General features: G+C 65.5%; 22 protein-coding genes. 14 read left to right on the top strand and 8 right to left on the bottom strand.

Annotation, left to right across the window (positions count from 1 at the left end):
* Positions 1-81 precede the first annotated feature (81 nt).
* Positions 82-1,386 carry a tRNA epoxyqueuosine(34) reductase QueG gene (queG, locus tag J3489_RS09710; RefSeq protein WP_206997503.1) on the bottom strand — a complete coding sequence of 435 codons (1,305 nt, stop codon included), beginning with the start codon at positions 1,384-1,386 and terminating at the stop codon, positions 82-84.
* 17 nt (positions 1,387-1,403) lie between these two features.
* Between queG and tsaE the strand changes: the two genes are divergently transcribed.
* The 4 genes from tsaE to trxA all read left to right on the top strand — a co-directional run bounded on the left by tsaE (position 1,404) and on the right by trxA (position 5,511).
* The gene (tsaE, locus tag J3489_RS09705; protein WP_206997502.1) at positions 1,404-1,952 is read left to right on the top strand and encodes a tRNA (adenosine(37)-N6)-threonylcarbamoyltransferase complex ATPase subunit type 1 TsaE; all 549 of its coding nucleotides are present in this window, start codon (positions 1,404-1,406) and stop codon (positions 1,950-1,952) included.
* Positions 1,934-3,502 (top strand): N-acetylmuramoyl-L-alanine amidase, encoded by a 1,569-nt coding sequence (locus tag J3489_RS09700; RefSeq protein WP_206997501.1) that lies wholly within the window; start codon positions 1,934-1,936, stop codon positions 3,500-3,502. The genes tsaE and J3489_RS09700 overlap by 19 nt, the downstream gene beginning before the upstream one ends.
* A gap of 119 nt (positions 3,503-3,621) precedes the next feature.
* Complete coding sequence (locus tag J3489_RS09695) at positions 3,622-4,503, top strand: pirin family protein (RefSeq protein ID WP_206997500.1); 882 nt, start codon at positions 3,622-3,624, stop codon at positions 4,501-4,503.
* Between the two features lie 159 nt (positions 4,504-4,662).
* Complete coding sequence (trxA, locus tag J3489_RS09690; RefSeq protein WP_206997499.1) at positions 4,663-5,511, top strand: thioredoxin; 849 nt, start codon at positions 4,663-4,665, stop codon at positions 5,509-5,511.
* A gap of 31 nt (positions 5,512-5,542) precedes the next feature.
* Here the strand turns inward: trxA and tcdA are convergent, their stop codons facing one another.
* Positions 5,543-6,406 (bottom strand): tRNA cyclic N6-threonylcarbamoyladenosine(37) synthase TcdA, encoded by an 864-nt coding sequence (gene tcdA / locus J3489_RS09685; RefSeq protein WP_206997498.1) that lies wholly within the window; start codon positions 6,404-6,406, stop codon positions 5,543-5,545.
* 182 nt (positions 6,407-6,588) lie between these two features.
* Here tcdA and pdxH point away from each other — a divergent pair, with 182 nt between their 5' ends.
* The 3 genes from pdxH (at position 6,589) to J3489_RS09670 (ending at position 9,889) form a co-directional block, all read left to right on the top strand.
* Positions 6,589-7,227, top strand: a complete 639-nt coding sequence (gene pdxH, locus J3489_RS09680; RefSeq protein WP_206997497.1) for a pyridoxamine 5'-phosphate oxidase — start codon at positions 6,589-6,591, stop codon at positions 7,225-7,227.
* Positions 7,228-7,423: 196 nt separating this feature from the next.
* Positions 7,424-8,638 carry a class I SAM-dependent methyltransferase gene (locus J3489_RS09675; protein ID WP_206997496.1) on the top strand — a complete coding sequence of 405 codons (1,215 nt, stop codon included), beginning with the start codon at positions 7,424-7,426 and terminating at the stop codon, positions 8,636-8,638.
* A gap of 39 nt (positions 8,639-8,677) precedes the next feature.
* Positions 8,678-9,889, top strand: a complete 1,212-nt coding sequence (locus J3489_RS09670; protein ID WP_206997495.1) for a DUF72 domain-containing protein — start codon at positions 8,678-8,680, stop codon at positions 9,887-9,889.
* Between the two features lie 62 nt (positions 9,890-9,951).
* On the opposite strand, the gene msrA is transcribed toward J3489_RS09670, so the two are convergent.
* The gene (gene msrA / locus J3489_RS09665; RefSeq protein ID WP_206997494.1) at positions 9,952-10,503 is read right to left on the bottom strand and encodes a peptide-methionine (S)-S-oxide reductase MsrA; all 552 of its coding nucleotides are present in this window, start codon (positions 10,501-10,503) and stop codon (positions 9,952-9,954) included.
* A gap of 217 nt (positions 10,504-10,720) precedes the next feature.
* Between msrA and J3489_RS09660 the strand changes: the two genes are divergently transcribed.
* Positions 10,721-11,230 (top strand): flavin reductase family protein, encoded by a 510-nt coding sequence (locus J3489_RS09660; protein ID WP_206997493.1) that lies wholly within the window; start codon positions 10,721-10,723, stop codon positions 11,228-11,230.
* Between the two features lie 70 nt (positions 11,231-11,300).
* Here the strand turns inward: J3489_RS09660 and J3489_RS09655 are convergent, their stop codons facing one another.
* The gene (locus tag J3489_RS09655; protein ID WP_206997492.1) at positions 11,301-11,792 is read right to left on the bottom strand and encodes an Lrp/AsnC family transcriptional regulator; all 492 of its coding nucleotides are present in this window, start codon (positions 11,790-11,792) and stop codon (positions 11,301-11,303) included.
* A 237-nt stretch (positions 11,793-12,029) separates the two neighbouring features.
* Here J3489_RS09655 and kynB point away from each other — a divergent pair, with 237 nt between their 5' ends.
* The 3 genes from kynB to kynA all read left to right on the top strand — a co-directional run bounded on the left by kynB (position 12,030) and on the right by kynA (position 14,975).
* The gene (gene kynB, locus J3489_RS09650; protein WP_206997491.1) at positions 12,030-12,665 is read left to right on the top strand and encodes an arylformamidase; all 636 of its coding nucleotides are present in this window, start codon (positions 12,030-12,032) and stop codon (positions 12,663-12,665) included.
* 70 nt (positions 12,666-12,735) lie between these two features.
* Complete coding sequence (gene kynU, locus J3489_RS09645) at positions 12,736-13,986, top strand: kynureninase (RefSeq protein ID WP_206997490.1); 1,251 nt, start codon at positions 12,736-12,738, stop codon at positions 13,984-13,986.
* Between the two features lie 11 nt (positions 13,987-13,997).
* Entirely contained in the window at positions 13,998-14,975 is a 978-nt protein-coding gene (gene kynA / locus J3489_RS09640; protein ID WP_206997489.1) for a tryptophan 2,3-dioxygenase, read from the top strand.
* Positions 14,976-15,038: 63 nt separating this feature from the next.
* Here the strand turns inward: kynA and J3489_RS09635 are convergent, their stop codons facing one another.
* Positions 15,039-16,583 carry an FGGY-family carbohydrate kinase gene (locus tag J3489_RS09635; protein WP_206997488.1) on the bottom strand — a complete coding sequence of 515 codons (1,545 nt, stop codon included), beginning with the start codon at positions 16,581-16,583 and terminating at the stop codon, positions 15,039-15,041.
* A gap of 407 nt (positions 16,584-16,990) precedes the next feature.
* Between J3489_RS09635 and dalD the strand changes: the two genes are divergently transcribed.
* The 3 genes from dalD (at position 16,991) to J3489_RS09620 (ending at position 20,974) form a co-directional block, all read left to right on the top strand.
* Positions 16,991-18,394, top strand: a complete 1,404-nt coding sequence (gene dalD, locus J3489_RS09630; RefSeq protein WP_206997487.1) for a D-arabinitol 4-dehydrogenase — start codon at positions 16,991-16,993, stop codon at positions 18,392-18,394.
* Positions 18,395-18,480: 86 nt separating this feature from the next.
* A complete protein-coding gene (xylB, locus tag J3489_RS09625; protein ID WP_206997486.1) occupies positions 18,481-19,962 on the top strand; it encodes a xylulokinase in 1,482 nt (493 codons plus the stop codon).
* A 22-nt stretch (positions 19,963-19,984) separates the two neighbouring features.
* Positions 19,985-20,974, top strand: coding sequence for a sugar-binding transcriptional regulator (locus J3489_RS09620; protein ID WP_206997485.1), 990 nt, complete (start codon positions 19,985-19,987; stop codon positions 20,972-20,974).
* A gap of 41 nt (positions 20,975-21,015) precedes the next feature.
* Here J3489_RS09620 and J3489_RS09615 read toward each other — a convergent pair whose 3' ends face one another.
* From J3489_RS09615 to J3489_RS09605, 3 genes are read right to left on the bottom strand one after another with little or no spacing between them, the layout of a single operon-like run.
* Positions 21,016-21,420, bottom strand: a complete 405-nt coding sequence (locus J3489_RS09615) for a hypothetical protein (RefSeq protein WP_206997484.1) — start codon at positions 21,418-21,420, stop codon at positions 21,016-21,018.
* Positions 21,421-21,466: 46 nt separating this feature from the next.
* Positions 21,467-21,826, bottom strand: coding sequence for a DUF1493 family protein (locus tag J3489_RS09610; protein ID WP_206997483.1), 360 nt, complete (start codon positions 21,824-21,826; stop codon positions 21,467-21,469).
* A complete protein-coding gene (locus J3489_RS09605; RefSeq protein ID WP_206997482.1) occupies positions 21,826-22,257 on the bottom strand; it encodes an STM2901 family protein in 432 nt (143 codons plus the stop codon). Before J3489_RS09605 ends, J3489_RS09610 begins: the two co-directional genes overlap by 1 nt.
* Between the last annotated feature and the right edge of the window lie 763 nt (positions 22,258-23,020).

Here is a 23,020-nt window from a genome sequence, read left to right as displayed (position 1 = left end):
GCTCCTGTTGTACGTGCGACCTTTCATCATGCGTCGCGCGCAATGACTGTTCAGGCGCTTCCCGCGAGTTCGAAACCGACATCACGCAGCCGCGAGCGCCCACTGCACATGCTCGCGGACGAGCGGCGACGCGTCGTCGGCGCGGCGCGTCAGCGCGGCAACGATATCCGCGCGCGCCGCATCGTCGATGGACGACGCCTCTGCGCGCAGCGCATTGCCCATCGCGACCGCAATGTTGCGCAGCCACCGCTCGTATCCGATGCGCCGGATCGCGCTGCCCTGCATCCGCGTATCGAATTCATCCGCGCTCCAGCCGAACAAATCGACCAGCGTCGTACGATCCAGGCCGTGCCGCACGTCGAAATCGCCGACGGGCGCGGCCTGCGCAAACTTGTTCCACGGACACACGAGCTGGCAATCGTCGCACCCGTAGACACGATTGCCGATCAGCGGCCGCAAGTCTTCCGGAATGCTGCCTTTCAATTCGATCGTGAGGTACGAAATGCAGCGCCGCGCGTCGACTCGATACGGCGCGACGATCGCGCCGGTCGGACATGCGTCGATGCAGCGCGTGCATTGCCCGCAGTGGGCGCCCGGCGCTTGCGGCGCGTGCTCCGGGGACGTCTCGGCGTCGGTCGGCAGCGGCACGTCGACATAGATCTCGCCGATGAAGAAGAACGAACCCGCCTCGCGCTGCAGCAGCAACGTGTGCTTGCCGCGCCAGCCGATGCCGGCCTTCTGCGCGAGTTCGATTTCGAGCACCGGCGCCGAATCGGTGAACACGCGATAGCCGTACGCGCCGATCTCGTCCTCGACGCGCTCTGCGAGCTGTTGCAGCCGGTTGCGCATGACCTTGTGATAGTCGCGTCCGCGAGCGTAGACCGAGATGACGGCCGAGGACGGATCGGTAAGGCGCGCCATTTCTTGCGCGCGCCAGCCGCCGCCCCTGGCGCTCGGCGCGCCGCCCGATGCGTCGTTCGGCGACGCTGCCGGTGCGCCCGGCAACGTCGCCGAGCCGGCGCCTGACGCCGCGCTTTCGCCCGCCTTTCCCGCGAGCGTCGAAGCCGGCAAATAGGCGATGCGCGCTGTAATCACGCGTAGCGTGCCGGCCACAAGCTCGGCCGGACGCGCGCGTTTCAGGCCATGTTTGGCCATATAATCCATCTCGCCGTGGCAGCCCGCTTCGAGCCACGCGGCCAAGCCCGCCTCGGCATCCTTGAGGTCGATATCGCTGATACCGACCGCACCGAAACCCAACTCGCGCCCCCACTCCTTGATGCGCTGCGCGAGCGCCGCCAACGCGGCTTCGTCGAAGCAGCGCGGTGCACGGCAGTCGTCATCGGACAAAGGCGCGCGGGACACGGAATGGTCCGGATATCGGTTCATCACGCTATTTTACGAGAATGCCCGTCAAGCCCGATCTCTCGACTCACCTTTGCGCGAGCCCGATGCTTGAGCGCCATTTCACGCTCGCGGACGAAGCCGCCACCGATGCATTCGGCGCGCGCTTCGGATCTGCCATCGAGAGCGTGCGAAGCGAAAAGCGCAGCGATCGTCCTTTCAACGGGCTGCATGTGCAGCTGATCGGCGAGCTCGGCGCGGGCAAGACGACCCTCGTGCGCGCGACTCTGCGCGGGCTCGGCCACCCGGGCCGCGTGCGCAGCCCGACCTACACGCTCGTCGAGCCCTATGCGCTCGAACGCCCCGATGGGGAACTCGAGCTCTACCATTTCGATCTCTACCGCTTTAGCGATCCGGCCGAATGGGCCGACGCGGGCTTTCGCGAGTATTTCAATTCGGCTGCGATCTGCCTCGTCGAATGGCCGCAGCAGGCAGGGGACCTGCTCGGCATTCCGGATCTCGTTTTCTCGCTCGACGTGGCTGGCGACGGCCGCACGCTCGAAGCACGCGCGTACAGCGAATCAGGAAAAGCATGCCTAGAAAGATGTTAATCAAGCCGTTCCGCTCGATCGAATCGGCCGCGACCGCGACACACAACTGGCGCCGCCGGCAGGTGCTGCGCGCGAGCGCATCGACGCTCGTGCTCGGGCTCGCCGCGCCGTTCATCGCGCCGCGCATGGCATGGGCGAGCTCGGTGCTCGGCGTGCGCGTGTGGCCCGCGCGCGACTACACGCGCGTGACGATCGAATCGGATCAGCCGCTGCAAAACACACAGACGCTGCTCGCCGCGCCGGATCGTCTCGTCGTCGACTTGAACGGTCTCGATCTCGATCAGGAACTCAAGGATCTCGTCTCGAAGATCACGCCGAACGATCCGCAGATTCAAGCGGTGCGCGTCGGCCAATATCAGCCGCACGTGGTGCGGATGGTGTTCGACCTCAAAGGGCAGGTGAAGCCGCAGGTGTTCTCACTGCAGCCAGTAGGCAGCTACAAGTTCCGGCTCGTGTTCGACCTGTATCCCGCCGTCGCGCCCGACCCGCTGATGGACCTCCTCGCGCAGACCGAGCACAAGGAGCAGCGCCTGAACCAAGGCAACCAAGCGTTCACGCCCGCCCCGCTCGGGGGCCCCGCCGCGCCGCCCGCGGCCACGGCCGACAACAGCGAGGCGTTCTTCCAGCAATATGCGCAGAACACGCCAGGGCCGGACGTGCCGCGCTCGCCGGTGCGCGCCGCGCCCGCACCCGCACCGCGTGCGGCAGCCAAGCCCGCGGCACCCGCCGTTGCGCCGCCTGCCGCCCCGCCCGCGCTCGCGCGCAACAACAGCGACGACGCCGACAGCAGCGATGCCTACGGCTTCACGACGCCGTCGAAACCCGGCACCGGCAACACGATCCGGCTGCTCACGGTAGCGATCGATCCGGGCCACGGCGGCGAAGACCCGGGCGCGATCGGCAGCGCGGGAACCTACGAAAAGCACATCGCGCTCGATGTCGCGAAGCGTCTGCGCGCCAAGATCGACGCGCAGCCGAACATGCGCTCGATGATGACGCGCGACGCCGATTTCTTCGTGCCGCTCAACGTCCGCGTGCAAAAGGCGCGGCGTGTGGGCGCCGACCTGTTCGTCTCGATCCACGCGGACGCGTTCACGACGCCGGCGGCGCGCGGCTCGTCGGTGTTCGCGCTGTCGGAGCACGGCGCGTCGAGTGCGGCGGCGCGCTGGATGGCGAACAAGGAAAACTCGTCGGACATGATCGGCGGCATCAACGTGAAGACGCAGGACGAATCGGTGAACCGCGCGCTCTTCGACATGTCGACGACCGCGCAGATTCGCGACTCGCTGCGCTATGGCGGCTTCGTGCTCGACGAGGTCGGCGAAATCAACAAGCTGCACAAGGGCTCGGTCGAACAAGCCGGCTTCGCGGTGCTGAAAGCGCCCGATATCCCGTCGATCCTGGTCGAAACCGCCTTCATCAGCAACCCGGAAGAAGAGCAGAAGCTCAACGACGAGGCCTACCGCGACAAGATGGCCGACGCGATCCTAAGGGGCATCAAGCGCTATTTCGCAGCGAATCCGCCGCTTGCGAAGAATCGCATGGCGTAGCGGCTCCCGGGCATCGTCCGAACGGCTAACGCCGCGGGCGGCGGCCAAACCCGCCGCCCCGCGCGCAGTAGAATGGGCACTCCCCGTTCCTCAATGCGCAGCGCGTCCAGGAAACCTCCATGCCCGCCTCGATCAAAGCCATTCTCAAGCCGCATATCCGCGACGTCGGCAGCATCGCCGTGCGGCGTGTCCTCCCGGCCATGGCCGTGCGCCTGATCGGCCCGTTCATCTTCTTCGATCACATGGGGCCCGCCACGCTCAAGCCTGGTACCGGCCTCGACGTGCGCCCGCATCCGCATATCGGGCTCGCCACCGTCACCTATCTGTTCGAAGGCTCGATCATGCATCGTGACAGCATCGGGTCGGTCCAGAAGATCGTCCCTGGCGACGTGAACTGGATGACGGCCGGTCGCGGCATCGTCCATTCGGAGCGCACACCCGACGAAGACCGCGGGCAAGGCCTCACGATGCACGGCATCCAGACCTGGGTCGCGCTGCCGCTCGAACACGAGGACGATGCGCCGTCCTTCGAGCATCACGCCGCCGCGACCCTGCCGCAAATCGAGCGCAACGGCGTGACGCTGCGCGTGATCGCGGGCACCGCGTTCGGCGAAACTGCGCCGGTCACGACGTTCTCGGGCACGCTCTACGTGGCTGCGCATTTCGCGCCAGGCAGCGCGTTCGCGCTCGAGCCGGAGCATGACGAACGCGGCGTCTATCTTGTCGACGGCGACCTGACGATAGACGGCGAACCGCTCGCCACCGAGCAAATGGCCCTGCTCACGCCGGGCGAGACGGCCACGCTCGCGAGCCAAGCGGGCGCGACCGTGATGCTGCTCGGCGGCGCGAAGCTCGCGGGCGAGCGTTTCATCGAATGGAATTTCGTCGCGAGTTCGCGCGAGAAGATTGCGCACGCGAAGGAGGCGTGGACGCGTCAGGAGATGGGCAAAATCCCGGGCGAGACGGAATGGATTCCGCTGCCGGAGCGTGCGGCACGGTGAATGAAACATGTCGTTGAAAAGCGCCATTGAAAGACCTTGCTCCGCCCCCATCTCGCAATACAAGGTCGAGCCGCCGCGGGTTTTCCTGCTTCCCGCCGGATACCCAACGCGAAAAGCGGCTCCCGGAGCGCTCACCGGACACTATTTGACGAGGATGCAATGGACACCACCCTAGCCACTTTCGAAAAAGACGTCATCGAGGCGTCACTGCTCCAGCCGGTGCTGGTCGATTTCTGGGCGCCGTGGTGCGGCCCGTGCAAGTCGCTCGGCCCGATGCTCGAAAAGCTCGAGCAGGAGCACGAAGGCAAGTGGAAGCTCGTGAAAGTGAACGTCGACGAGAACCAGCAGCTCGCGGCTCACTTCCAGGTGCGCAGCATTCCGCACGTGATCGCGTTCGCCGAAGGGCAGGCCGTCGATCAATTCATCGGCGTGCTGCCCGAAGGGCAGTTGCGCGAATTCATCGATCGCCTCGTGCCCGACCCGGCCCAAGCCGAACGGCGCGCCGCGCAGCTTGCGCTCGAAGAAGGCCGAACTGATGAAGCGTTCGACCACCTGCAGGCGGCGCTCGCCCTCGATCCGGGCTACGACGACGCGCGCCTCGACCTGATCGAGCTGCTGATTGCGCAAAACCGCGTCGCGGATGCGCGCGCGGAAGCCGAATTGCTGTCGCCGAAGGTCACGCAAGGGATCGACCCGCGCTACAACGCGCTCAAGACACGGCTCGACGCGCTCGATGTCGCCGCCGACCTGCCGCCCACCGATGCGCTCGAAGCCCAGGTCGCCGCGAACCCCGGCGATCTCGAGGCGCGCTTCGATCTGGCCAGCGCGCTGATCGCGCGGCACGATTATGGCGGAGCGCTTGGGCACTTGCTGGAAATCGTCCAGCGCGACCGGTCGTTCCGCGACGATATCGGGCGCAAGACGATGCTCTCGGTTTTCGATCTGGCGGCGCACCAGCCGGAAGTGGTGTCGCAGTGGCGCCGCAAGCTCAGTTCGGCGCTGAACTGAGCGTTCGCATCAAGCGCGAATCAAGCGCACCTCAAGCGGCCGCCTTCGCCAGCGCGCGCAGCACGTGGGCGGCGGCCGCGAACCCGAAGCTCGCCGTCACGCACACGCTCGAGCCAAAACCCGCGCAGTTCAGCCCGACCGGCCCCGTGTGGCCCGGCGACGTGCTCACATGCTGCGCTTCTTCGTCGATATCGCACACGGCTGCCTCCGGATAGATCAGCGGCTCGTCGGAATAGACGGCGCTCACCTTGAATTTCGCCTTCGGGCCGCGCGGAAAGCCGTGCTGCTTGCGCAGTTGGGCACGCACTTTCGATAGCAGCGGGTCCTGGATCGTCAGCGCGAGATCGTCGATGCGGATGCGCGTCGGGTCGAGCTGTCCGCCCGCGCCGCCCGCCGTCACGAGCGGCTGCCCGCGCTCGACGCACCATGCGATCAGTGCCGTCTTCGTGCGCACGCTGTCGATCGCGTCAATCACGTAGTCGAAGCCGCCGCCGAGCACAGCGGCGAAATTGTCGGGCTCGACGAAGTCCTCGACGAGGCGCACTTCGCACGCCGGATTGATCAGCGCGATGCGCTCGGCCATCGCCTCGACCTTAGGCTTGCCGAAGTTGCCGTCGAGCGCGTGGATCTGCCGGTTCGTGTTGCTTTCGGCGACGTTGTCGAGATCGATCAGCGTCAACGTGCCGACCGCGTTGCGCGTGAGCGCCTCGACGGCCCATGAGCCGACCCCGCCAATCCCGATCACCGCCACGTGCGAACGCTCGAACGCCGCAAGCGCCGGCGCGCCGTAGAGGCGCGACACGCCGCCGAAGCGGCGCGCGCGATCCGCATCAAACTCGGCGGCGCGGCTGGTAGTAAGATCGGGGCTCGTCGCGGTAGCGCGGGGGCTGGACATGGCGATGGTGGCAAACAGGCAAGATTCGAAGCCGATATTTTGCCTGATCGGGGCCGATTGATGGGCTGCCGGGGCGCAGCATCGGCTCGGGCGGCTTGCCCGCGCCGGCAGACCGTGCCGCAGCGACGCAAGATTTTTACGCCTTCGCTATACTGAATAAATTGAAGCGTTCGCATAAGAAGATGAGCACACTTGCAGAACTCCGCAAAAACTACGCACTCGGGTCGCTCGACGAAGCCGAGGTCGATCGCGATCCGATCCGTCAATTCGACGCGTGGTTCAAGCAGGCGGTCGACGCCAAGCTGCCGGAACCGAACACCATGACGCTCGCCACCGTCGACGAGCGTGGCCGCCCGTCGGCACGCATTGTGCTCATCAAAGGCGTCGACGAACGCGGCTTCGTGTTCTTCACGAACTACGAAAGCCGCAAGGGCCGCGATCTCGCGCATAACCCGCACGCCAGCCTGCTTTTCTACTGGATCGAACTCGAGCGGCAAGTCCGCATCGAGGGCGCCGTCGTCAAAACGAGCGCCGAAGAAAGCGACGCGTATTTCACGTCGCGGCCGCTCGGCTCGCGCGTCGGCGCCTGGGCGTCGGAGCAGAGCCAGGTGATCGCAAACCGCGCGGTGCTCGAAGCGCGCGAGCGCGAAATCAGTGAGCGCTACGGCGAGAACCCGCCGCGTCCGCCGCATTGGGGCGGCTACCGGCTCGTCCCCGACACGATCGAATTCTGGCAAGGACGCCCGTCGCGCCTGCACGACCGCGTGCTGTACGCGCGCGAGGCCGGCGGCAGCTGGCGCATTTCGCGGCTTTCGCCTTGACGCTCGTTCGTTTCGGCGCCGCGCTGCGCGAACACGGCGCACAGCGTCACGAACCGATTTAAGCGCGGCCCCGCGGACAGTCTTTTGCTCCGCGACGCCCTGCCTGATTTAGCCGTTCCGCCGGTCTCCGCAGCGAGCTTGCGCAACGGTCGATTGGTTGCTTTGCCTTTCATATCATCGGACACGGAGAATGAACATGTTCTGGGAGAAAAAGCTGGCGCAATGGGTAGAGGACGTGCGGGAGAAGGCAAACCTTCCTGCGCGCCTGGTGTTGTGGGACGGCCAGCAACTCGACTTCGGCCGTTTCTCGGCGCCGCAGGTCACGTTGAAGGTCAATAGCGCGTCGGCGCTGCCGCTGTTGCTCGAGCCGAGCCTCGACAATCTGGGCGAAGCCTACGTCAAGGGCAAGATCGATATCGAAGGCAAGCTCTCCGACATCATCAACATCGGCTATTCGCTCGCCAGGAGCACGGTGACGAGCGCAAGCAAGCTGGCCCGCGTGCGCCGCTATTTCAATCACACGAAAGCGTCGGACAAGAAGGCGATCCAGTATCACTACGACGTCTCGAACGAGTTCTACAAGCTGTGGCTCGATGAGAACATGGTCTATTCGTGCGCGTACTTCGAGAACGGCAACGAAGACCTCGCCACCGCGCAGTTGAAGAAGATCGACCACATCCTCACCAAGATCCAGGTGCAGCCGGGCCAGCGCCTGCTCGACATCGGCTGCGGCTGGGGCGCGCTCGTGCTGCGCGCGGCGAGCAAGTACGGCGCGCAGTGCGTCGGCGTGACGCTCTCGCAGAACCAGTTCGATCTCGCCACCGAGCGCGTGAAGGCAGCCGGCTTGCAAGACAAGATCGAGATTCGTCTGCAGGATTACCGCGATGTGCCCGGCCAGTTCGACCGCATCACGAGCGTCGGCATGTTCGAGCACGTCGGCCGCAAGAACCTGCCCGACTACTTCCGCAAGATCCGCGATCTGCTCGTCGACGACGGTGTCGCGATGAACCACGGCATCACGTCGACCGATTACAACAGCGGCGAAACGGCGCTCGGCGGCGGCGAATTCATCGACCGCTACGTGTTCCCCGACGGCGAGCTGCCGCACATCAGCCTCGCGCTCGAATCGATGCAAAGGGGCGGGCTGGAGGCAGTTGACGTCGAGAGCCTGCGTCGGCACTATGCGCACACCCTCGACATCTGGGCGGAGAATTTCGAAGCGAAAGCGGCAGAAGCGAAAAAGCTCGTCGACGACGAGAAATTCCGCATCTGGCGCGTGTATCTGGCGGGTTGCGCCTACGCGTTCCAGCACGACGACGTGTCGCTTTACCAAGTGGTGTGCCGCAAGGCCGGCCGCAGCGCGCAAACGCTGCCGTGGTCGCGGCGCTATATGTACGAAAAGCCGCTGTGATGCGCCCCGCGCGTCGCGCGGGTCAAGCACAAGCGATCGATGGACGAAGGCAGGCCGCGCGACGCTACACGACAAGCGAGCAACGAAGCAGGTACCGGCGAAACCGAAGGCGAGCAATTCGATCTGTTCGGTGCGCCGGTTCCGTCACCGGAAGCGGCCGGCTCGCCATCGAAGCGCGGCGGTAGCGCCAAGGCCGCCGCGCCTTCTTCTTTTCCGGCCGACCCCAAACCCAAACGCCGTGCTCGCGAGGTGCTGCCCGCTCTGCCCTCCCCCGACGTGCTCGACGCCGCCAACGCACTGCCGCCGCAAGTGCGCCTCGGCCCATCGTCGTGGTCGTTCCCCGGCTGGCAGAACATTGTCTACGGCGACGGCTACAGCAACACGAAGCTCGCTCGCGACGGCCTCACGGCATACGGCGCGCATCCGCTGCTGCGAACGGTTAGCATCGACCGCTCGTTCTACGCACCGCTCACGCTGACCGACTATCTGCGCTACGCCCAGCAGGTACCCGATCATTTCCGCTTCATCGTGAAGGCGCCCGCGTCCGTGACCGACGCGACCGTGCGCGCAGAGCGCGGCGAGCCGGTCGCGCCGAATCCCTGCTTTCTCGATGCGCAGATCGCCGCCGGCGAATTCGTGCGGCCTTGTCTCGACGGGCTCGGCTCGAAAGCGGGCACTTTGGTCTTCCAGTTCTCGCCGCTGCCCGATGCGATGCTCGCGGAGCCCGCCGAGTTCATCGAGCGCCTCGCGCAGTTCTTCGCGGCGCTGCCGCCACTGCAGGCGGGGCCGGATGGGCCAGGGGGGCCGTGCTACGCGGTAGAGATCCGCGACGCCTGCTTGCTGACGCCGCGCTTCATTCGCATGCTGCGCGCGTGCGGCGTGCGCTATTGCGTCGGTCTGCATGCGCGCATGCCCGATCCGCTGCGCCAGGCGGCGGCGCTCGCGCTGTTGGACGGCGACACGCCGAGCGGCCCGCTCATCGTGCGCTGGAGCCTGCATCAAGGCTTCAAGTACGAGCAGGCGAAGGCGAAGTACGACCCGTTCGACCGCCTCGTCGACGAGGATCCCAACACGCGTTCGGCGCTCGCCGAACTGGCGGCGCGCTATGCGCTGGCGGGGCAGCCCGTGCTGATCACGATCAACAACAAAGCTGAAGGGTCGGCACCGCTGTCGTGCGTCGAGCTGGGACGCGAGATCGCGGCAGCGTTTGCGCAGTTGCGCGACGAAGCGGGCAAGGCGGACGAACCGTAGTAATCGTTAGACGAAACTCGCGCGCGGCTCACGGCGCGCGCCGCCGCCCGCCTCACCCGCGCTCACGCACCCGGCTTCATCCGGTGGGCGAATTTCTTGCGGAATTTCGCGACCTTCGGCGCGACGACGAACGCGCAATATCCTTGATCGGGATGCTGCGCGAAATAGTTCTGGTGATAGGCCTCCGCGGGCCAATAGTTGCCGTCGAGCGGCACGACCTGCGTGACGATCTGCCCGTCGTAGAGCCCCTCGGCCGCGATCGCTCGAATCACCTGCAGCGCGGTCTCGCGCTGCGCATCGGAGTGCGTGAAGATCACCGACCGGTACTGCGTGCCGACGTCGTTGCCTTGCCGGTTCAATTGCGTCGGATCGTGGATCGCAAAGAAGATCTCGAGAATGTCCTGGTAGCCGATCTTCGCCGGATCGAAATCGACCTTCACGACTTCGGCGTGGCCGGTGCGGCCGTCGCAAACGCGCTCGTAGGTCGGATGCTCGACCGTGCCGCCCGCGTAGCCGGATTCGACCGCGGTGACCCCGTCGACGCCCAGATACACCGCCTCGAGACACCAGAAACAACCGCCGCCCAGCGTGGCGGTATCGCTTGCTTGAGTCATGCGTGCTCCTTGTTGATTGCCGCTGCGCCGACCAGCTTAGCGGTTTTTCCGCTGGCCGGCGCAATGCCCCCGCACCGCCTCCGCCTGCGCACCGAACACGTGGGAGATTCCGTTAAAATTCGAACAACTTGCCGATCCTTTACATGACTTTCGATTCAGCTTTTCCGATTCCCCGGCAGCGCGCCGCCGTCACGCGCCTCTCCATAGGTCCCGCCCGATGAAGCGCGCCAGTCCGCCGAACTTCGATACCCGCGCGTTCAAAGCGGCGCTCGGCCAGTTCGCCACCGGTGTCACCGTCATCACGACGCGCGCGCCGTCCGGCCAGCTGGTCGGCATCACCGCGAGCTCGTTCAACTCGGTCTCGCTCGATCCGCCGCTCGTGCTGTGGAGTCTTGCGACCAAATCGGCGTCGATGCCCGCGTTCCAGTCGAACAGCCACTATGTGGTCAACGTGCTGGCGGCGTCGCAACTCGACCTCTGCCAGCGCTTCGCGACGCTCAAGGGCGACCGCTTCGCGGGCGTCCCGCACGCGACGGGCACTACGGGGATGCCGGTGCTCGAAGGCGCGCTCGCCTGGTTCGAATGCCACAATCGCAGCCGCTATGAGGAAGGGGATCATGTGATCTTCGTCGGCGAAGTCGAGCGCTGCGGGGTGCGCGAGAACGCCGCCGACTTGAAGCCGCTCGTGTTCCAGGGCGGCGAATTCCACGGGCTCGATCCGCTGTGAAGTCAGGGCTCGGCCGCGCCAGCGGCAGGCCTCCCCTCTCTTTCGTGAAAACGCGGCCGCGCGCCGGCCGCTATTTCCCCGCTTCCGGCGTCAGGCCCACGGGCACGCCGGTATCTTCCTTGAGCGTCTGCAGCACGATGTTCGAGCGGATGTCCATCACGCCCGGTGCCTTGTAGAGCTTCGAAATCACGAAGTCCGAGTAGTGCTTGAGGTTGTGCGCGAGCACGCGCAGCACGTAGTGGCTCTCCCCGGTCACCACGAACGCGCCCACCACCTCGGGCCATTCGCGCACGGCCTCGGCAAAGTGCTCGTGCCAGTTCTCCTGGTCGTTGCGCATCGAAACCTGCACGAACGCCTCCAGCTCGAAGCCGAGCGCCTCCTTGTTCAGGCACGCCCGATAGCGCTCGATCACCCCCTGGTCTTCGAGCAGCCGCAACCGGCGCAGGCACGCCGACGGCGACAGCGCGATCCGTTCGGCCAGATCGAGGTTGCTGATCCGCCCCTCGTTCTGGAGGACCGTGAGGATACGGCAATCGGTGGCGTCAAGTGAGATCGCATTCATTTTTGGTCTCCCTTTTCGTCTTATCTCGAATTATGTTCTAGTCGGGGCGTCTGTGGACGACTATTTCGCAAGCACTTTCTACTCGGTCTTGCCTATCATCCGAAGCATCGGCAAATCGAGATATCGATCGCCGCACACGCACAGCCCCAAGTAAGCGCTGAAGCGCTAACTTGGGGCTGTGCGGTATGGGATCGGAGCAGGCGCTAAAGCACCGACTCCGATCGACACAGGAGAGATATGGAAACGCTCTGGGACATCACCCCCGCGATCGACACCGCGACGCCCGTCTGGCCCGGCGACACGCCGGTCGGCATCGAGCGGGTCTGGAAGATGGAGGCCGGCTCGCCGGTCAATGTGGCGCGCGTGACGCTGTCGCCGCACACCGGCGCGCACACCGACGCACCGCTTCACTACGACGAACAAGGCGCCGCGATCGGCGCCGTGCCGCTTGATGCGTATCTCGGACGCTGCCGCGTGATTCACTGCATCGGCGCGTCGCCCGTCGTGACGCCCGAGCAGGTCGCCGCGAGCCTTGCCGGCGTGCCGCCGCGCGTGCTGTTGCGCACCTACGAGCGCGCGCCGCTCGCCGCCTGGGACAGCGCGTTCTGCGCGGTCGCCCCCGAAACGATCGACCTGCTCGCGGCACGAGGCGTTGCGCTCGTCGGCATCGATACGCCGTCGCTCGACCCTCAGGATTCGAAGACGATGGACGCGCACCGCCGGGTCCGCGCGCATCGGATGGCGATCCTCGAAGGCGTCGTGCTCGACGCGATCGCGCCCGGCGACTACGAGCTGATCGCCCTGCCCCTCAAATTCGCGACGCTCGACGCGAGCCCGGTGCGCGCGGTGCTGCGCGCACTGCCGGCCGTCTGATCCGCGCGTCGAAGCCATACCGGCGCCATAGCCCAACCCACTGAGCACGACTCACTGTCGCAACCCCGCCATGAAAACCCGTGAAGAAGCCCTCGCGCTCGACCGCAACGATCCCCTCGCCGCTTTGCGCGGCCAGTTCGCGCTGCACCCCGGCGTTATCTACCTGGACGGCAACTCGCTCGGCGCGCCGCCCGCCGCGGCTGCCGCGCGCGCGCAAGCCGTGATCGGCAGCGAATGGGGCGAGGGCCTGATCCGAAGCTGGAATACCGCTGGCTGGTTCGCGCTGCCGCGGCGTCTCGGCAACAAGCTCGCGCCGCTGATCGGCGCCGCGGAAAACGAAGTCGTCGTCACCGATACGATTTCGATCAATCTGTTCAAGGTGCTGTCGGCGGCGCTCAAGCTCGCGAACGAGCGCGATCCGAAACGGCGCGTGATCGTCTCCGAGCGCTCGAATTTCCCGACCGATCTCTATATCGCGCAGGGGCTCATCGAGCAGCTCGACCGGGGCTACGAGCTGCACCTGGTCGACGATCCGTCCGAGCTGCCCGAGGCAATCGGCAGCGATACGGCCGTCGCGATGATCACGCATGTGAATTACCGCACCGGCTACATGCACGACATGGCCGCGCTCACGAAGATGATCCACGACGCGGGCGCGCTCGCGCTCTGGGACCTCGCGCATTCGGCGGGCGCGGTGCCGGTCGACTTGAACGGCGTCGGCGCCGACTACGCCGTCGGTTGCACGTATAAGTATCTGAACGGCGGTCCGGGTTCGCCTGCGTTCGTCTGGGTGCCGCACCGGCATCAGAATGCGTTCCCGCAGCCGCTCTCCGGCTGGTGGGGCCATCGTGCGCCGTTCGAGATGGACCCGAGCTACCGCCCCGACGACGGCATCGGCCGCTTCCTGTGCGGCACGCAGCCGATGGTGTCGATGGCGCTCGTCGAAACCGGGCTCGACGTGTTCCTGCAGACCGACATGCATGCGATCCGCCGCAAGTCGCTCGCGCTGACCGACCGCTTCATCGAACTCGTCGAAACGCGTTGCGCGGGGATGTCGCTCAAGCTCGTCACCCCGCGAGCGCATGTGCAGCGCGGCTCGCACGCGAGCTTCGAGCATCCGCACGGGTACGAGGTGATGCAGGCATTGATCGCGCGCGGCGTGATCGGCGACTATCGCGAGCCGCACGTGCTGCGCTTCGGCTTCACGCCGCTCTATACGCGCTTCGTCGACGTGTGGGACGCCGTCGAGACGCTGCGCGACGTGCTCGCGAGCGAGGCATGGCGCGCGCCCGAGTTTGCCGCGCGCGGCTCGGTGACGTAAGGAGAGCGGCGATGACCGACCATATGCAACTGCCTGAGGATGCGCCAGCGGACGCCGCAGAGGCGGCCGCGGCAAAGACGGACAGCCGCGCGCAAGGCTGCCCGTTCGGACACGGCGGCGAGAGCGTGCCGCACGCTCCGGCGCCCGGTTCGCACGTGCCGGAAGGCGACGAAGGCTGGCACGACGCGCAGCTCGATTTCTCGAAGTCGATGAGCTACGACGATTACCTGTCGCTTGGGTCCATCCTGTCGGCGCAGCACCCGCTCTCGCCCGATCACAACGAGATGCTGTTCATCATTCAGCATCAGACGAGCGAGCTATGGATGAAGCTCGCGCTCTACGAGCTTCGCGCGGCGCTCGCGTGCGTGCATCGCGACGACCTGGCGCCCGCGTTCAAGATGCTCGCGCGCGTATCGCGCATCCTCGAACAGCTCGTGCAGGCGTGGAACGTGCTCGCGACGATGACGCCGTCCGAGTACACGGCGATGCGTCCGTATCTCGGGCAGTCGTCCGGGTTTCAGTCGTATCAGTACCGGCAGATCGAGTTCCTGCTCGGCAACAAGAACGAGCAGATGCTGAAGCCGCACGCGCATCGTCCGGAGATCTTCGCCGAAGTGAAGGCGTCGCTCGAAGCGCCGTCGTTCTACGACGAAGTCGTGCGCCTGCTCGCGCGGCGCGGCTTTCCGATCGCGCCCGAACGGCTCGAGCGCGACTGGACCCAGCCGACCACGCACGACGCGTCGGTCGAAGCGGCGTGGCTCGAGGTCTATCGCAATCCGACGCAACATTGGGCGCTGTATGAGATGGCCGAGGAACTGGTCGATCTCGAAGACGCGTTCCGTCAATGGCGCTTCCGCCATGTGACCACGGTCGAGCGGATCATCGGCTTCAAGCAGGGCACGGGCGGCACGAGCGGCGCGCCGTATCTGCGCAAGATGCTCGACGTCGTGCTGTTTCCGGAACTGTGGCACGTACGGACCGTGCTTTGAGCGGCGCGGCGGCCCGGCGGCAACCGGGCCGCCGCGCGTCACGAAGCCCGCTGCGCTCGCCGCTCACGTCGCCCGCAAGCGGTGCATCAACGGCTTGAGCGCCGGATACAAATCCGCGTAGATGCCAAAGCGCTGCGCGTAGAGCGCCTGCCGCCGGGCATCGGGCTGCGCGCGCTCGGCGAGCGTGACCCAGCCGCGCGCGGCATCCTCTTCCGACACGAGCCCCGCGCCGAGCGCCGCCAGCAGGGCCGCGCCCATCGCGGCCTCGACATCCTGCTCGATCGTGTAGACCGGATAGCCCGTCACGTCTGCGATGATCTGCATCCACAGGTCCGAATGCGCGGCGCCGCCGACGACGATCAGCCGGTCGTCGAGCGTCTGCGCGCCTTGGCGTCCCGCCTCGATGTTGTGCTTGAGCGCGAACGACACGCCTTCGAGCACCGCGCGATAACAATGCGCGCGCGTGTGAAAGAGGCTCAAGCCGACCAGCGCCCCGCTCGCCTTCGCATCCCAGACGGGGCTGCGCTCGCCCATCAGATACGGCAGGAACATCACGCCGTCCGCGCCGGCGGGAATGCGCGCGGCCGCTTCTTCGAGCAGGCGATGAGGATCGCCGAGAGGCGTCGCGCGCGCCGCTTCGGTCTCCTCGTGACAGAACTGCTCGCGAAACCACGTGATCGAGGCACCCGCGGCAATCGCGCCGCCGAACACGTATAAGTCGTGCGCACCGTTGAAGACATGCGGCATGCTGACGAGCCCGTGCCGCGCGTCGACACTCTGATTGATGTAGCCCCAGCACATGCTCGTGCCGATCATTGCGACGTGCTGCCCGGTGCGAGCGGCACCGGCGGCAAACGTGGCGACGGCCGCATCGACGCCGCCCGCGACGATCGGCGTCCCCGCTTCGAGCCCGAGCTGCGCGGACCACTGCGGCAGCAGCCTGCCGACCACGTCCGAAGACGCGACGAGCCGAGGCGGCATCAGCCCGGCCGGAATGCCGAGCATATCGAGCGCTTCGCCCGACCAGTCACGGCGCGCGATGTCGTAGACACCGCCGATATTGCAGGCCGAGCTGTGATCGACTGCGATCTCGCCGGTCAGGCGGTAAATCATGTAGGCATTCGGCGGCAGGAAGTAGCGCGTCTTCGCCCACACCTCGGGCGCGTTCTGCTTCAGCCACAGCATTTTCGTAAAGCCGTAGTAACTGTCGACGCCGTTACCGGTGATCGCCTGCAGCCGCGCGACATCGACGTTCTCCTGCACCCATTGCACTTGCGCGGTCGCGCGGCGGTCCATCCAGATCAGGCACGGATGGAGCGGCTCGATATCGCGGTCGACCGGAATGCCCGAGCCGCCGTACAGGCTGCTCACGCAGACCGCCTTGATCGACGCCGGCGCCACGCCCGCCGCCCGCGCCCGCTCGACGCATCGCGCGATGCATTCGGTCACCGCGTCAAACCAGACCGACGGCCATTGCTCGGCCCACAGCGGCTTCGGCGTGTCCGGCTGATAGCTGCTGGCGTGCTGCGCGACGATCGCGCCGTGCGTGTCGACGACGAGCGCCTTCGTGCTCTGCGTGCCGATATCGACGCCGATGACGTAGTCCATGTGCGTGTCTCCTGTCGACCAGAGTTAGCGCTTTAGCGCTAACTCTGGTCCCATGCAAGGCTGCGGGTAACCGCGTTACGTGCGTTTTGCCGTGCCGCCGATGATAGAGCAGCCGACGTCATGGGCGCTGACGGTGCATGCTCGGCCGCGGTGCGGTTTGTGCGATGCAACATCGGCCGCCCGATGCGGCACCACAAGGCCCGAACTCCGTCGAAACCCGCACGAACCCTCCCCGCGCGCCGCAATGCGCCATTGAAATCTCCTCGCCGTCGCCTTGACTTTCGACAACCCGAATACGATCATTCGTTCATTAAACGAGCAAATGCTCGGCACTGTTCGACAATCGTCGTCATACAAAAAGGCGCGGACCGAAGACGCGGCACGCCCCATCCAGCAGGAGACACCCCATGAACAACGCAAACGGCGCCGGCACGAACGTGATCCTGCACATCGGCGCGGGATCGTTTCACCGCGCGCATCAGGCGTGGTACCTGCACCGGCTGAACGAGGCGTCGGGGCCGCACGAACCGCAATGGTCGCTCACCGTCGGCAACATCCGCGGCGACATGAACGCGGTGCTCGAAGCGCTCGCCGCCCAGCACGGCGTCTACACGCTCGAAACCGTGACGCCGCAAGGCGAGCGCGCCTGCGAGACGATCCGCTCGATCAAGCGCGTCGTGCCGTGGTCGCCGTCGCTCGCCGAGCTCGTCGACGCCGGCGCCGATCCTGCATGCAAGATCGTGTCGTTCACCGTCACCGAAGGCGGCTATTACCTCGACGAGCACGACCGGCTCGACGCGAAGAACCCCGATCTCGCCGCCGATCTGGGCGGTGCGCGCACCACGATCTACGGCGCGCTCGCCGCCATGCTCGAAGCGCGGATGCAGCGCGACGCGGGGCCGGTGACGCTGCAAAGCTGCGACAACCTGCGCAGCAACGGCGAGCGCTTCCACGCCGGGATGCGCGCGTTTCTCGAACAGCGCGGACAAGCGGCACTGCTGGCCTGGTTCGATGCGAATACGGCGTGTCCGAACTCGATGGTCGACCGCATCACGCCGCGCCCGACCGACGACGTGCGCGAACGCGTGCTCGCCGCGACCGGCTTCGCCGACGCGTGCCCCGTGATGGGCGAAGCGTTCATCCAATGGGTGATCGAAGACCGGTTCTGCGCGGGGCGCCCGGCATGGGAGCGGGTCGGCGCGGAGCTCGTCGAATCGGTGCTGCCGTACGAGGAGGCGAAGATCCGCATCCTCAACGCGACGCACAGTTGCATCGCGTGGGCAGGCACGCTCGTCGGCCTCGACTACATCCACGAAGGCACGCTCGACGCCGACATCCGCCGCTTCGCATACGACTACGTGACCGAAGACGTGATCCCGTGCCTCGCGCCGAGCCCGCTCGATCTCGCGCGGTATCGCGACGTCGTGCTCGACCGCTTCAGCAATCCGTATATCCAGGACACGAACCAGCGCGTCGCGGCGGACGGCTTCTCGAAGCTCCCCGGCTTCATCGCGCCGACGCTCGTCGAATGCTTCAGGCGCGGCGCCGAACCGGCGGCAACGGCGGTGCTGCCCGCGTTGTTCTTCCGCTTTCTCGACCGCTGGCAGCGAGGCCTGCTGCCGTACGCGTATCAGGATGGCGTGATGGACGAACGCGCTGCACGCGCGGTCTTCGCGGCACCGGACCCGCTCGCGGCGTTCTGTGCCGATCGCCTGCTGTGGGGCGGCATGGCGCAAGGCGCGCAACTCGAGAACGCAGTGCGCGCGGCGCTCCGGCGCGTCGACGAATGGCTGGCGAAACGAGGCAAATGAGGCGGCCCTCTCAGGTCCAGCGCCCATTGGCGCATCGCGCGCCGCGCGGCTAAAGTAGCGCATCCCCAACGACCCGATCCCTGCCCATGTATCTCGGCATCGACCTCGGCACGTCCGAAGTGAAAGTGCTGCTGCTCGCCCCCAACGGAAGCGTGATCGGCACGGCGGGCGCGCCGTTCACGGTTTCCCGTCCGCATCCGCGCTGGGCCGAACAGAATCCCGCCGACTGGTGGAACGGCACGCGCGCCGCGATCGCCGCATTGCGCGAAGCCCGCCCCGCCGAGTTCGCGCAGATTTGCGGCATCGGCCTGTCGGGCCAGATGCACGGCGCGGTGCTGCTCGACAGCGTCGACCGCGTGCTTCGCCCCGCGATCCTCTGGAACGACATGCGCAGCGTCGACGAATGCGCGGAACTGACCGAGCGCGCGCCCGATCTGCACCGCATCGCGGGCAACCTCGCGATGCCTGGCTTCACGGCGCCGAAGCTCTTGTGGGTCGCGCGCCATGAACCCGAATTGTTCCGGCACACCGCGTGCGTGCTGCTGCCCAAGGACTATCTGCGGCTGCAACTGACGGGCGGCAAGGTCTCCGATCCGTCCGACGCAGCCGGCACGCTGTGGCTCGACGTTGCGCGCCGCGACTGGTCCGATACGTTGCTCGCAGCCTGCGGCATGAGCCGCTCGCAGATGCCGCGTCTTGCCGAAGGCAGCGAGCCCTCCGGCATGCTGCGCGCCGAACTCGCGCGCGAATGGGGCCTGAGCGGCGAAGTCGTCGTCGCTGCAGGCGGCGGCGATAACGCCACGAGCGCGATCGGCATCGGCGCCACGCAGCCCGGCGACGGATTTGTGTCGCTCGGCACGTCGGGCGTGCTGTGCGTCGTCGGCGACCGCTTCCGGCCGAATCCGGCGTCCGCCGTGCACGCGTTCTGCCACGCGATTCCGGACCGCTGGCATCAGATGAGCGTGGTCTTGTCGGCGGCGAGCTGCCTGCGCTGGGTCTGCAAGCTCACCGGCACCGACGAGCCGACGCTGCTCGCGGAAGTCGAAGCGCTCGACGGCGAGACGCTTCCGAGCGCGCCGCTCTTTCTGCCGTATCTCTCGGGCGAGCGCACGCCGCACAACGACCCCTACGCGCAAGGCGTTTTCTTCGGCATGACGCACGCGACCGACCGCGCGCTGCTCGGCTATTCGGTCCTCGAAGGCGTGACGCTCGCGCTCGCCGACGGCCTCGACGCGCTCGCGGCGGCCGGCACCGAAGTGAGCGCGCTGTCGATGATCGGCGGCGGCGCGCGCAGCGCGTATTGGGCGCAATTGCTCGCCGACGCGCTCGCCACGAAAACCCGCCAGCACGGCGGCGGCGAGACGGGCGCCGCGCTCGGGGCCGCGCGCCTGGGCTGGCTCGCGGCCGGCGGCGACCCCTCACGGGTGCTGACGAAGCCGCCGGTCCAGGCGGAGTTCACGCCGAACGCGGAGCGTCACGCGCAACTGCGCGAGCGCCTCACGGCCTATCGCGAGCTGTATCGCCACGTGCAGCCGCTTTTCGAGCCCTCTCGCAAGCGGCTCGCCTAACCTCTCACACTCCGGCGGCATCGTGCCCAAATCCAACGAAAAACTCGATCTCGCAACACGCGCGGCGTGGCTCTACTACGTCGCCGGCAACACCCAGAACGAGATCGCCGAAAAGCTCCAGGTGTCGCGCCCGGTCGCGCAGCGGCTGGTCGCGTTCGCGGTCGAGAAGAACCTGATCCGCGTGCGCGTCGACCACCGGCTCGCCGATTGCCTTGCGCTCGCCGAACAATTGTCGGCGCGCTATGGCTTGTCGATGTGCGAAGTCGTGCCGATCGACGACGACAGCGCCGAAGCCGTCGATCGCAAGCTCGCCGTAGCGGGCGCGCAGGTGATGGAGCGCTACCTGATCGAAGAGAAGCCGATGGTGATCGCCGTCAGCAGCGGCCGGACGCTGAAGGGCGCGGTCGATCAGATCGCGCAGCTCGAGCGCCCGCAGCACCGGCTGGTGTCGATGGTCGGGGCGATTGCTCAGGACGGCTCGTCGAACCGCTACGACGTCGCGCTGCATATCTCCGAGAAGACCGGCGGCAAGCATTTCTTGCTGCCTGCGCCACTGATCGCGGATAACGAAGCCGAACGCGCACAGTGGTGCAACCACCGGTTGTATCGGATCGTGGAGGCGCTGACGGGCGAAGCGGATGTCGCGTTTGTCGGGATCGGCAATATCGGGCTGCACTGTCCGCTGCATGAAGACGGCTTCATTACGACCGGCGAATTGAACGAGCTGATGGAACTGGGCGCCGTGGCGGAGATGCTCGGGCTGCCGATCGATGCCGACGGCAAGCGCGTCGAATCGCCGACCGGGCGGCGCGTCACGAGCATTCCGCTCGACTCGCCGCCGAAGCGGCCGACGATCGGGTTTGCAGGCGGGGAGAGAAAACGCGGCGCGGTGATGGCGGCGCTCAAAGGCGGGTGGCTGTCGGGGCTGGTGACGGACGAGGTTTGTGCGCGGGCGGCGTTGGAGGGCGAGGCTGAAACGCGCGTGGGCGGAAAGGCCGGGAGTCACCGATAAGTCCGCATGCGAAAGCAGGGCCGGCGGCCCTGTCTCATCGATCACTTGCCCTGCTTCTCCAGGCTGCAGCCTAAGAAGTCGGTGCTATTGCTCTTGTAGGCTTCCAAATTCCGATACCCCTTTGCGATCCAGTAGTCGGGATATTCCGGGTCCCAGTGAAGAGAGATGATCCCGAAGCCGCATGCTCGGCCTTTCAGCTGAAACACGATTGACGGCTTGGCCGCTTGCAAGTCGCGTTCGATGACCGCATAGGGCCGCTTTCCGCAACTTGCAAAAGGGGTACGCCATTCGATCGTCTTTGCGTTGACGCGAAGCCTGCCGTCGCATTGTCGACCGTGCCCGACGAATTCTCCCGTTCCGGTAATTGGATGGTCGGATGCAATGGCAGCATTTGCCAAAGCTGCCCCCGCAAATAGCAACACCCGGAGCAATTTCACGGCTTGCATGCGGCGTCCGCGCCTCGGTGGATAGCGGCAAGCGCTCATCAACGAATCAGATTGACCATTTTCGTTTGATCATCGCTTCCTCAAGCATTCCCAAGGTGAGCAAACGGCCACCGAGCACTTCACGCGCCTTCTTGCTATAAAGACTTTTTCCCACCGTTATCAGGAACTGCCAACGAGTGAGCTTGTACGTTGGATAATAGAAATCCAAATTAAATTCGGACATATCGATGCCGAACTGCTCCGCCCAATCGTTTAGTGCTGTTCCGATTGCCTTGGGCTGCATGTCCAAATCGTGATAAAGGTCCATGTCTCTAGACAGCACATTCGGCCCAAAAGCCCGCCTGCTTCCTACTCTCGGCTCAAAAAAGCGGCTGAGGGCCGTCCACTCGTCATCTCTTTCGGCCATTAGATACGATCCTCAGGCTTCACCATCTTTTGATAAGCAGCAACCGATCGAAAAATAATAATCGAAACATCAGATGCGAGAAGAACCCAGCCTACGCCCGGAATCGTTCGCCCAACAAAAGCGCCGAGATTATTCGTGAACTTGATTCTTAGCAAAGCAAGGCTTGTGAACGAGGTTACTGTGGGCAAGACTTTATGTTTAAGCTCGAAAGGAAGCACTCGTCTCGACACCACCGAGGCAATCGATGTTCCTTTCACTGCGCCGTTGAATTTTCCGCGTGTGGGAATGAAAGGCTGCCCTACCAGCACCATTGAAATGCCCACTAGATCATCAATCCCGAGTTGCTTGCAGGTTTCGTCAAGCAGGACGATGAAGAAAAGTTCTTGGGGAGTGAGATTTTGATGTATGCCGTACCGATAGGTGTTATTCATATTCGATCGAACGAGCGCAGAAAGAATGGACTCCTATCCTACTTCAACAGCGTCCAACCCTTTCTCAATATTCGAAATGGTCGTTCGATCAATGCTCAAGCGGCACTCGGCACCTCTCCTCAAGCGGCCGAGCGCACCTCCACGATCCGTCTTTCAAACGCCCGCCCATCGCTATCGGACAGCGGAATTCCGCGGTGTGAGGCGTGAGCTCCACCCTCAAACAGTCGAACTCCGAGGTCTGAGGCTCGCGCTCGACCCTCAAACAGTCGAACTCCGAGGTCTGAGGCTCGCGCTCGACCCTCAAACAGTCGAACTCCGAGGTCTGACGCTCGCGCTTCGCCCTCAAACAGTCGAACTCCGAGGTCTGAGCCTCGCATTCCACTCTCAAAGCGTGGACAACTCCACGGTCTGAGGCCCGCGTTCCGCCGTCAAACAGTCGAACTCCGAGGTCGGAGGCTGACGTTCCGCCCTCAAAGCGTCGAAGTCGTCGATCTGAGGCTCGGACTTCGGCCCTCCAACAGTCGAATGCGCCGGTCTGAGGCTCGCGTTCCGCCTTCAAACATTCGAACTCCACGGTCGGGGGCTCGCGTTTCCGTCTTCAGGGTTCGAGTTCGACGGTTTGTGGTTCGTTTTCCAACCTCAGACCCCGGCGCGGGACCCGCATCTTCCCGCAGCTGACGAATCGAACCGGCGTTATCGGTTAGGAACGGCTGCCGGTCTCGTGGGCGGTTTAGCTTGCCCGCAAGATTGCAAGCCCCGCACT

The sequence above is a fragment of the Trinickia mobilis genome, from assembly GCF_017315705.1.
Lineage (GTDB): Bacteria > Pseudomonadota > Gammaproteobacteria > Burkholderiales > Burkholderiaceae > Trinickia_A > Trinickia_A mobilis.
Note: the sequence above shows the minus strand (reverse complement) of the source record. Positions and strands in the feature narration are given on the sequence as shown.

Coding starts and splice junctions, on each gene's coding strand:
- queG (WP_206997503.1), bottom strand. CDS start 1,386: ATGAACCGATATCCGGACCATTCCGTGTCCCGCGCGCCTTTGTCCGAT.
- tsaE (WP_206997502.1), top strand. CDS start 1,404: ATGCCCGTCAAGCCCGATCTCTCGACTCACCTTTGCGCGAGCCCGATG.
- J3489_RS09700 (WP_206997501.1), top strand. CDS start 1,934: ATGCCTAGAAAGATGTTAATCAAGCCGTTCCGCTCGATCGAATCGGCC.
- J3489_RS09695 (WP_206997500.1), top strand. CDS start 3,622: ATGCCCGCCTCGATCAAAGCCATTCTCAAGCCGCATATCCGCGACGTC.
- trxA (WP_206997499.1), top strand. CDS start 4,663: ATGGACACCACCCTAGCCACTTTCGAAAAAGACGTCATCGAGGCGTCA.
- tcdA (WP_206997498.1), bottom strand. CDS start 6,406: ATGTCCAGCCCCCGCGCTACCGCGACGAGCCCCGATCTTACTACCAGC.
- pdxH (WP_206997497.1), top strand. CDS start 6,589: ATGAGCACACTTGCAGAACTCCGCAAAAACTACGCACTCGGGTCGCTC.
- J3489_RS09675 (WP_206997496.1), top strand. CDS start 7,424: ATGTTCTGGGAGAAAAAGCTGGCGCAATGGGTAGAGGACGTGCGGGAG.
- J3489_RS09670 (WP_206997495.1), top strand. CDS start 8,678: ATGGACGAAGGCAGGCCGCGCGACGCTACACGACAAGCGAGCAACGAA.
- msrA (WP_206997494.1), bottom strand. CDS start 10,503: ATGACTCAAGCAAGCGATACCGCCACGCTGGGCGGCGGTTGTTTCTGG.
- J3489_RS09660 (WP_206997493.1), top strand. CDS start 10,721: ATGAAGCGCGCCAGTCCGCCGAACTTCGATACCCGCGCGTTCAAAGCG.
- J3489_RS09655 (WP_206997492.1), bottom strand. CDS start 11,792: ATGAATGCGATCTCACTTGACGCCACCGATTGCCGTATCCTCACGGTC.
- kynB (WP_206997491.1), top strand. CDS start 12,030: ATGGAAACGCTCTGGGACATCACCCCCGCGATCGACACCGCGACGCCC.
- kynU (WP_206997490.1), top strand. CDS start 12,736: ATGAAAACCCGTGAAGAAGCCCTCGCGCTCGACCGCAACGATCCCCTC.
- kynA (WP_206997489.1), top strand. CDS start 13,998: ATGACCGACCATATGCAACTGCCTGAGGATGCGCCAGCGGACGCCGCA.
- J3489_RS09635 (WP_206997488.1), bottom strand. CDS start 16,583: ATGGACTACGTCATCGGCGTCGATATCGGCACGCAGAGCACGAAGGCG.
- dalD (WP_206997487.1), top strand. CDS start 16,991: ATGAACAACGCAAACGGCGCCGGCACGAACGTGATCCTGCACATCGGC.
- xylB (WP_206997486.1), top strand. CDS start 18,481: ATGTATCTCGGCATCGACCTCGGCACGTCCGAAGTGAAAGTGCTGCTG.
- J3489_RS09615 (WP_206997484.1), bottom strand. CDS start 21,420: ATGCAAGCCGTGAAATTGCTCCGGGTGTTGCTATTTGCGGGGGCAGCT.
- J3489_RS09610 (WP_206997483.1), bottom strand. CDS start 21,826: ATGGCCGAAAGAGATGACGAGTGGACGGCCCTCAGCCGCTTTTTTGAG.
- J3489_RS09605 (WP_206997482.1), bottom strand. CDS start 22,257: ATGAATAACACCTATCGGTACGGCATACATCAAAATCTCACTCCCCAA.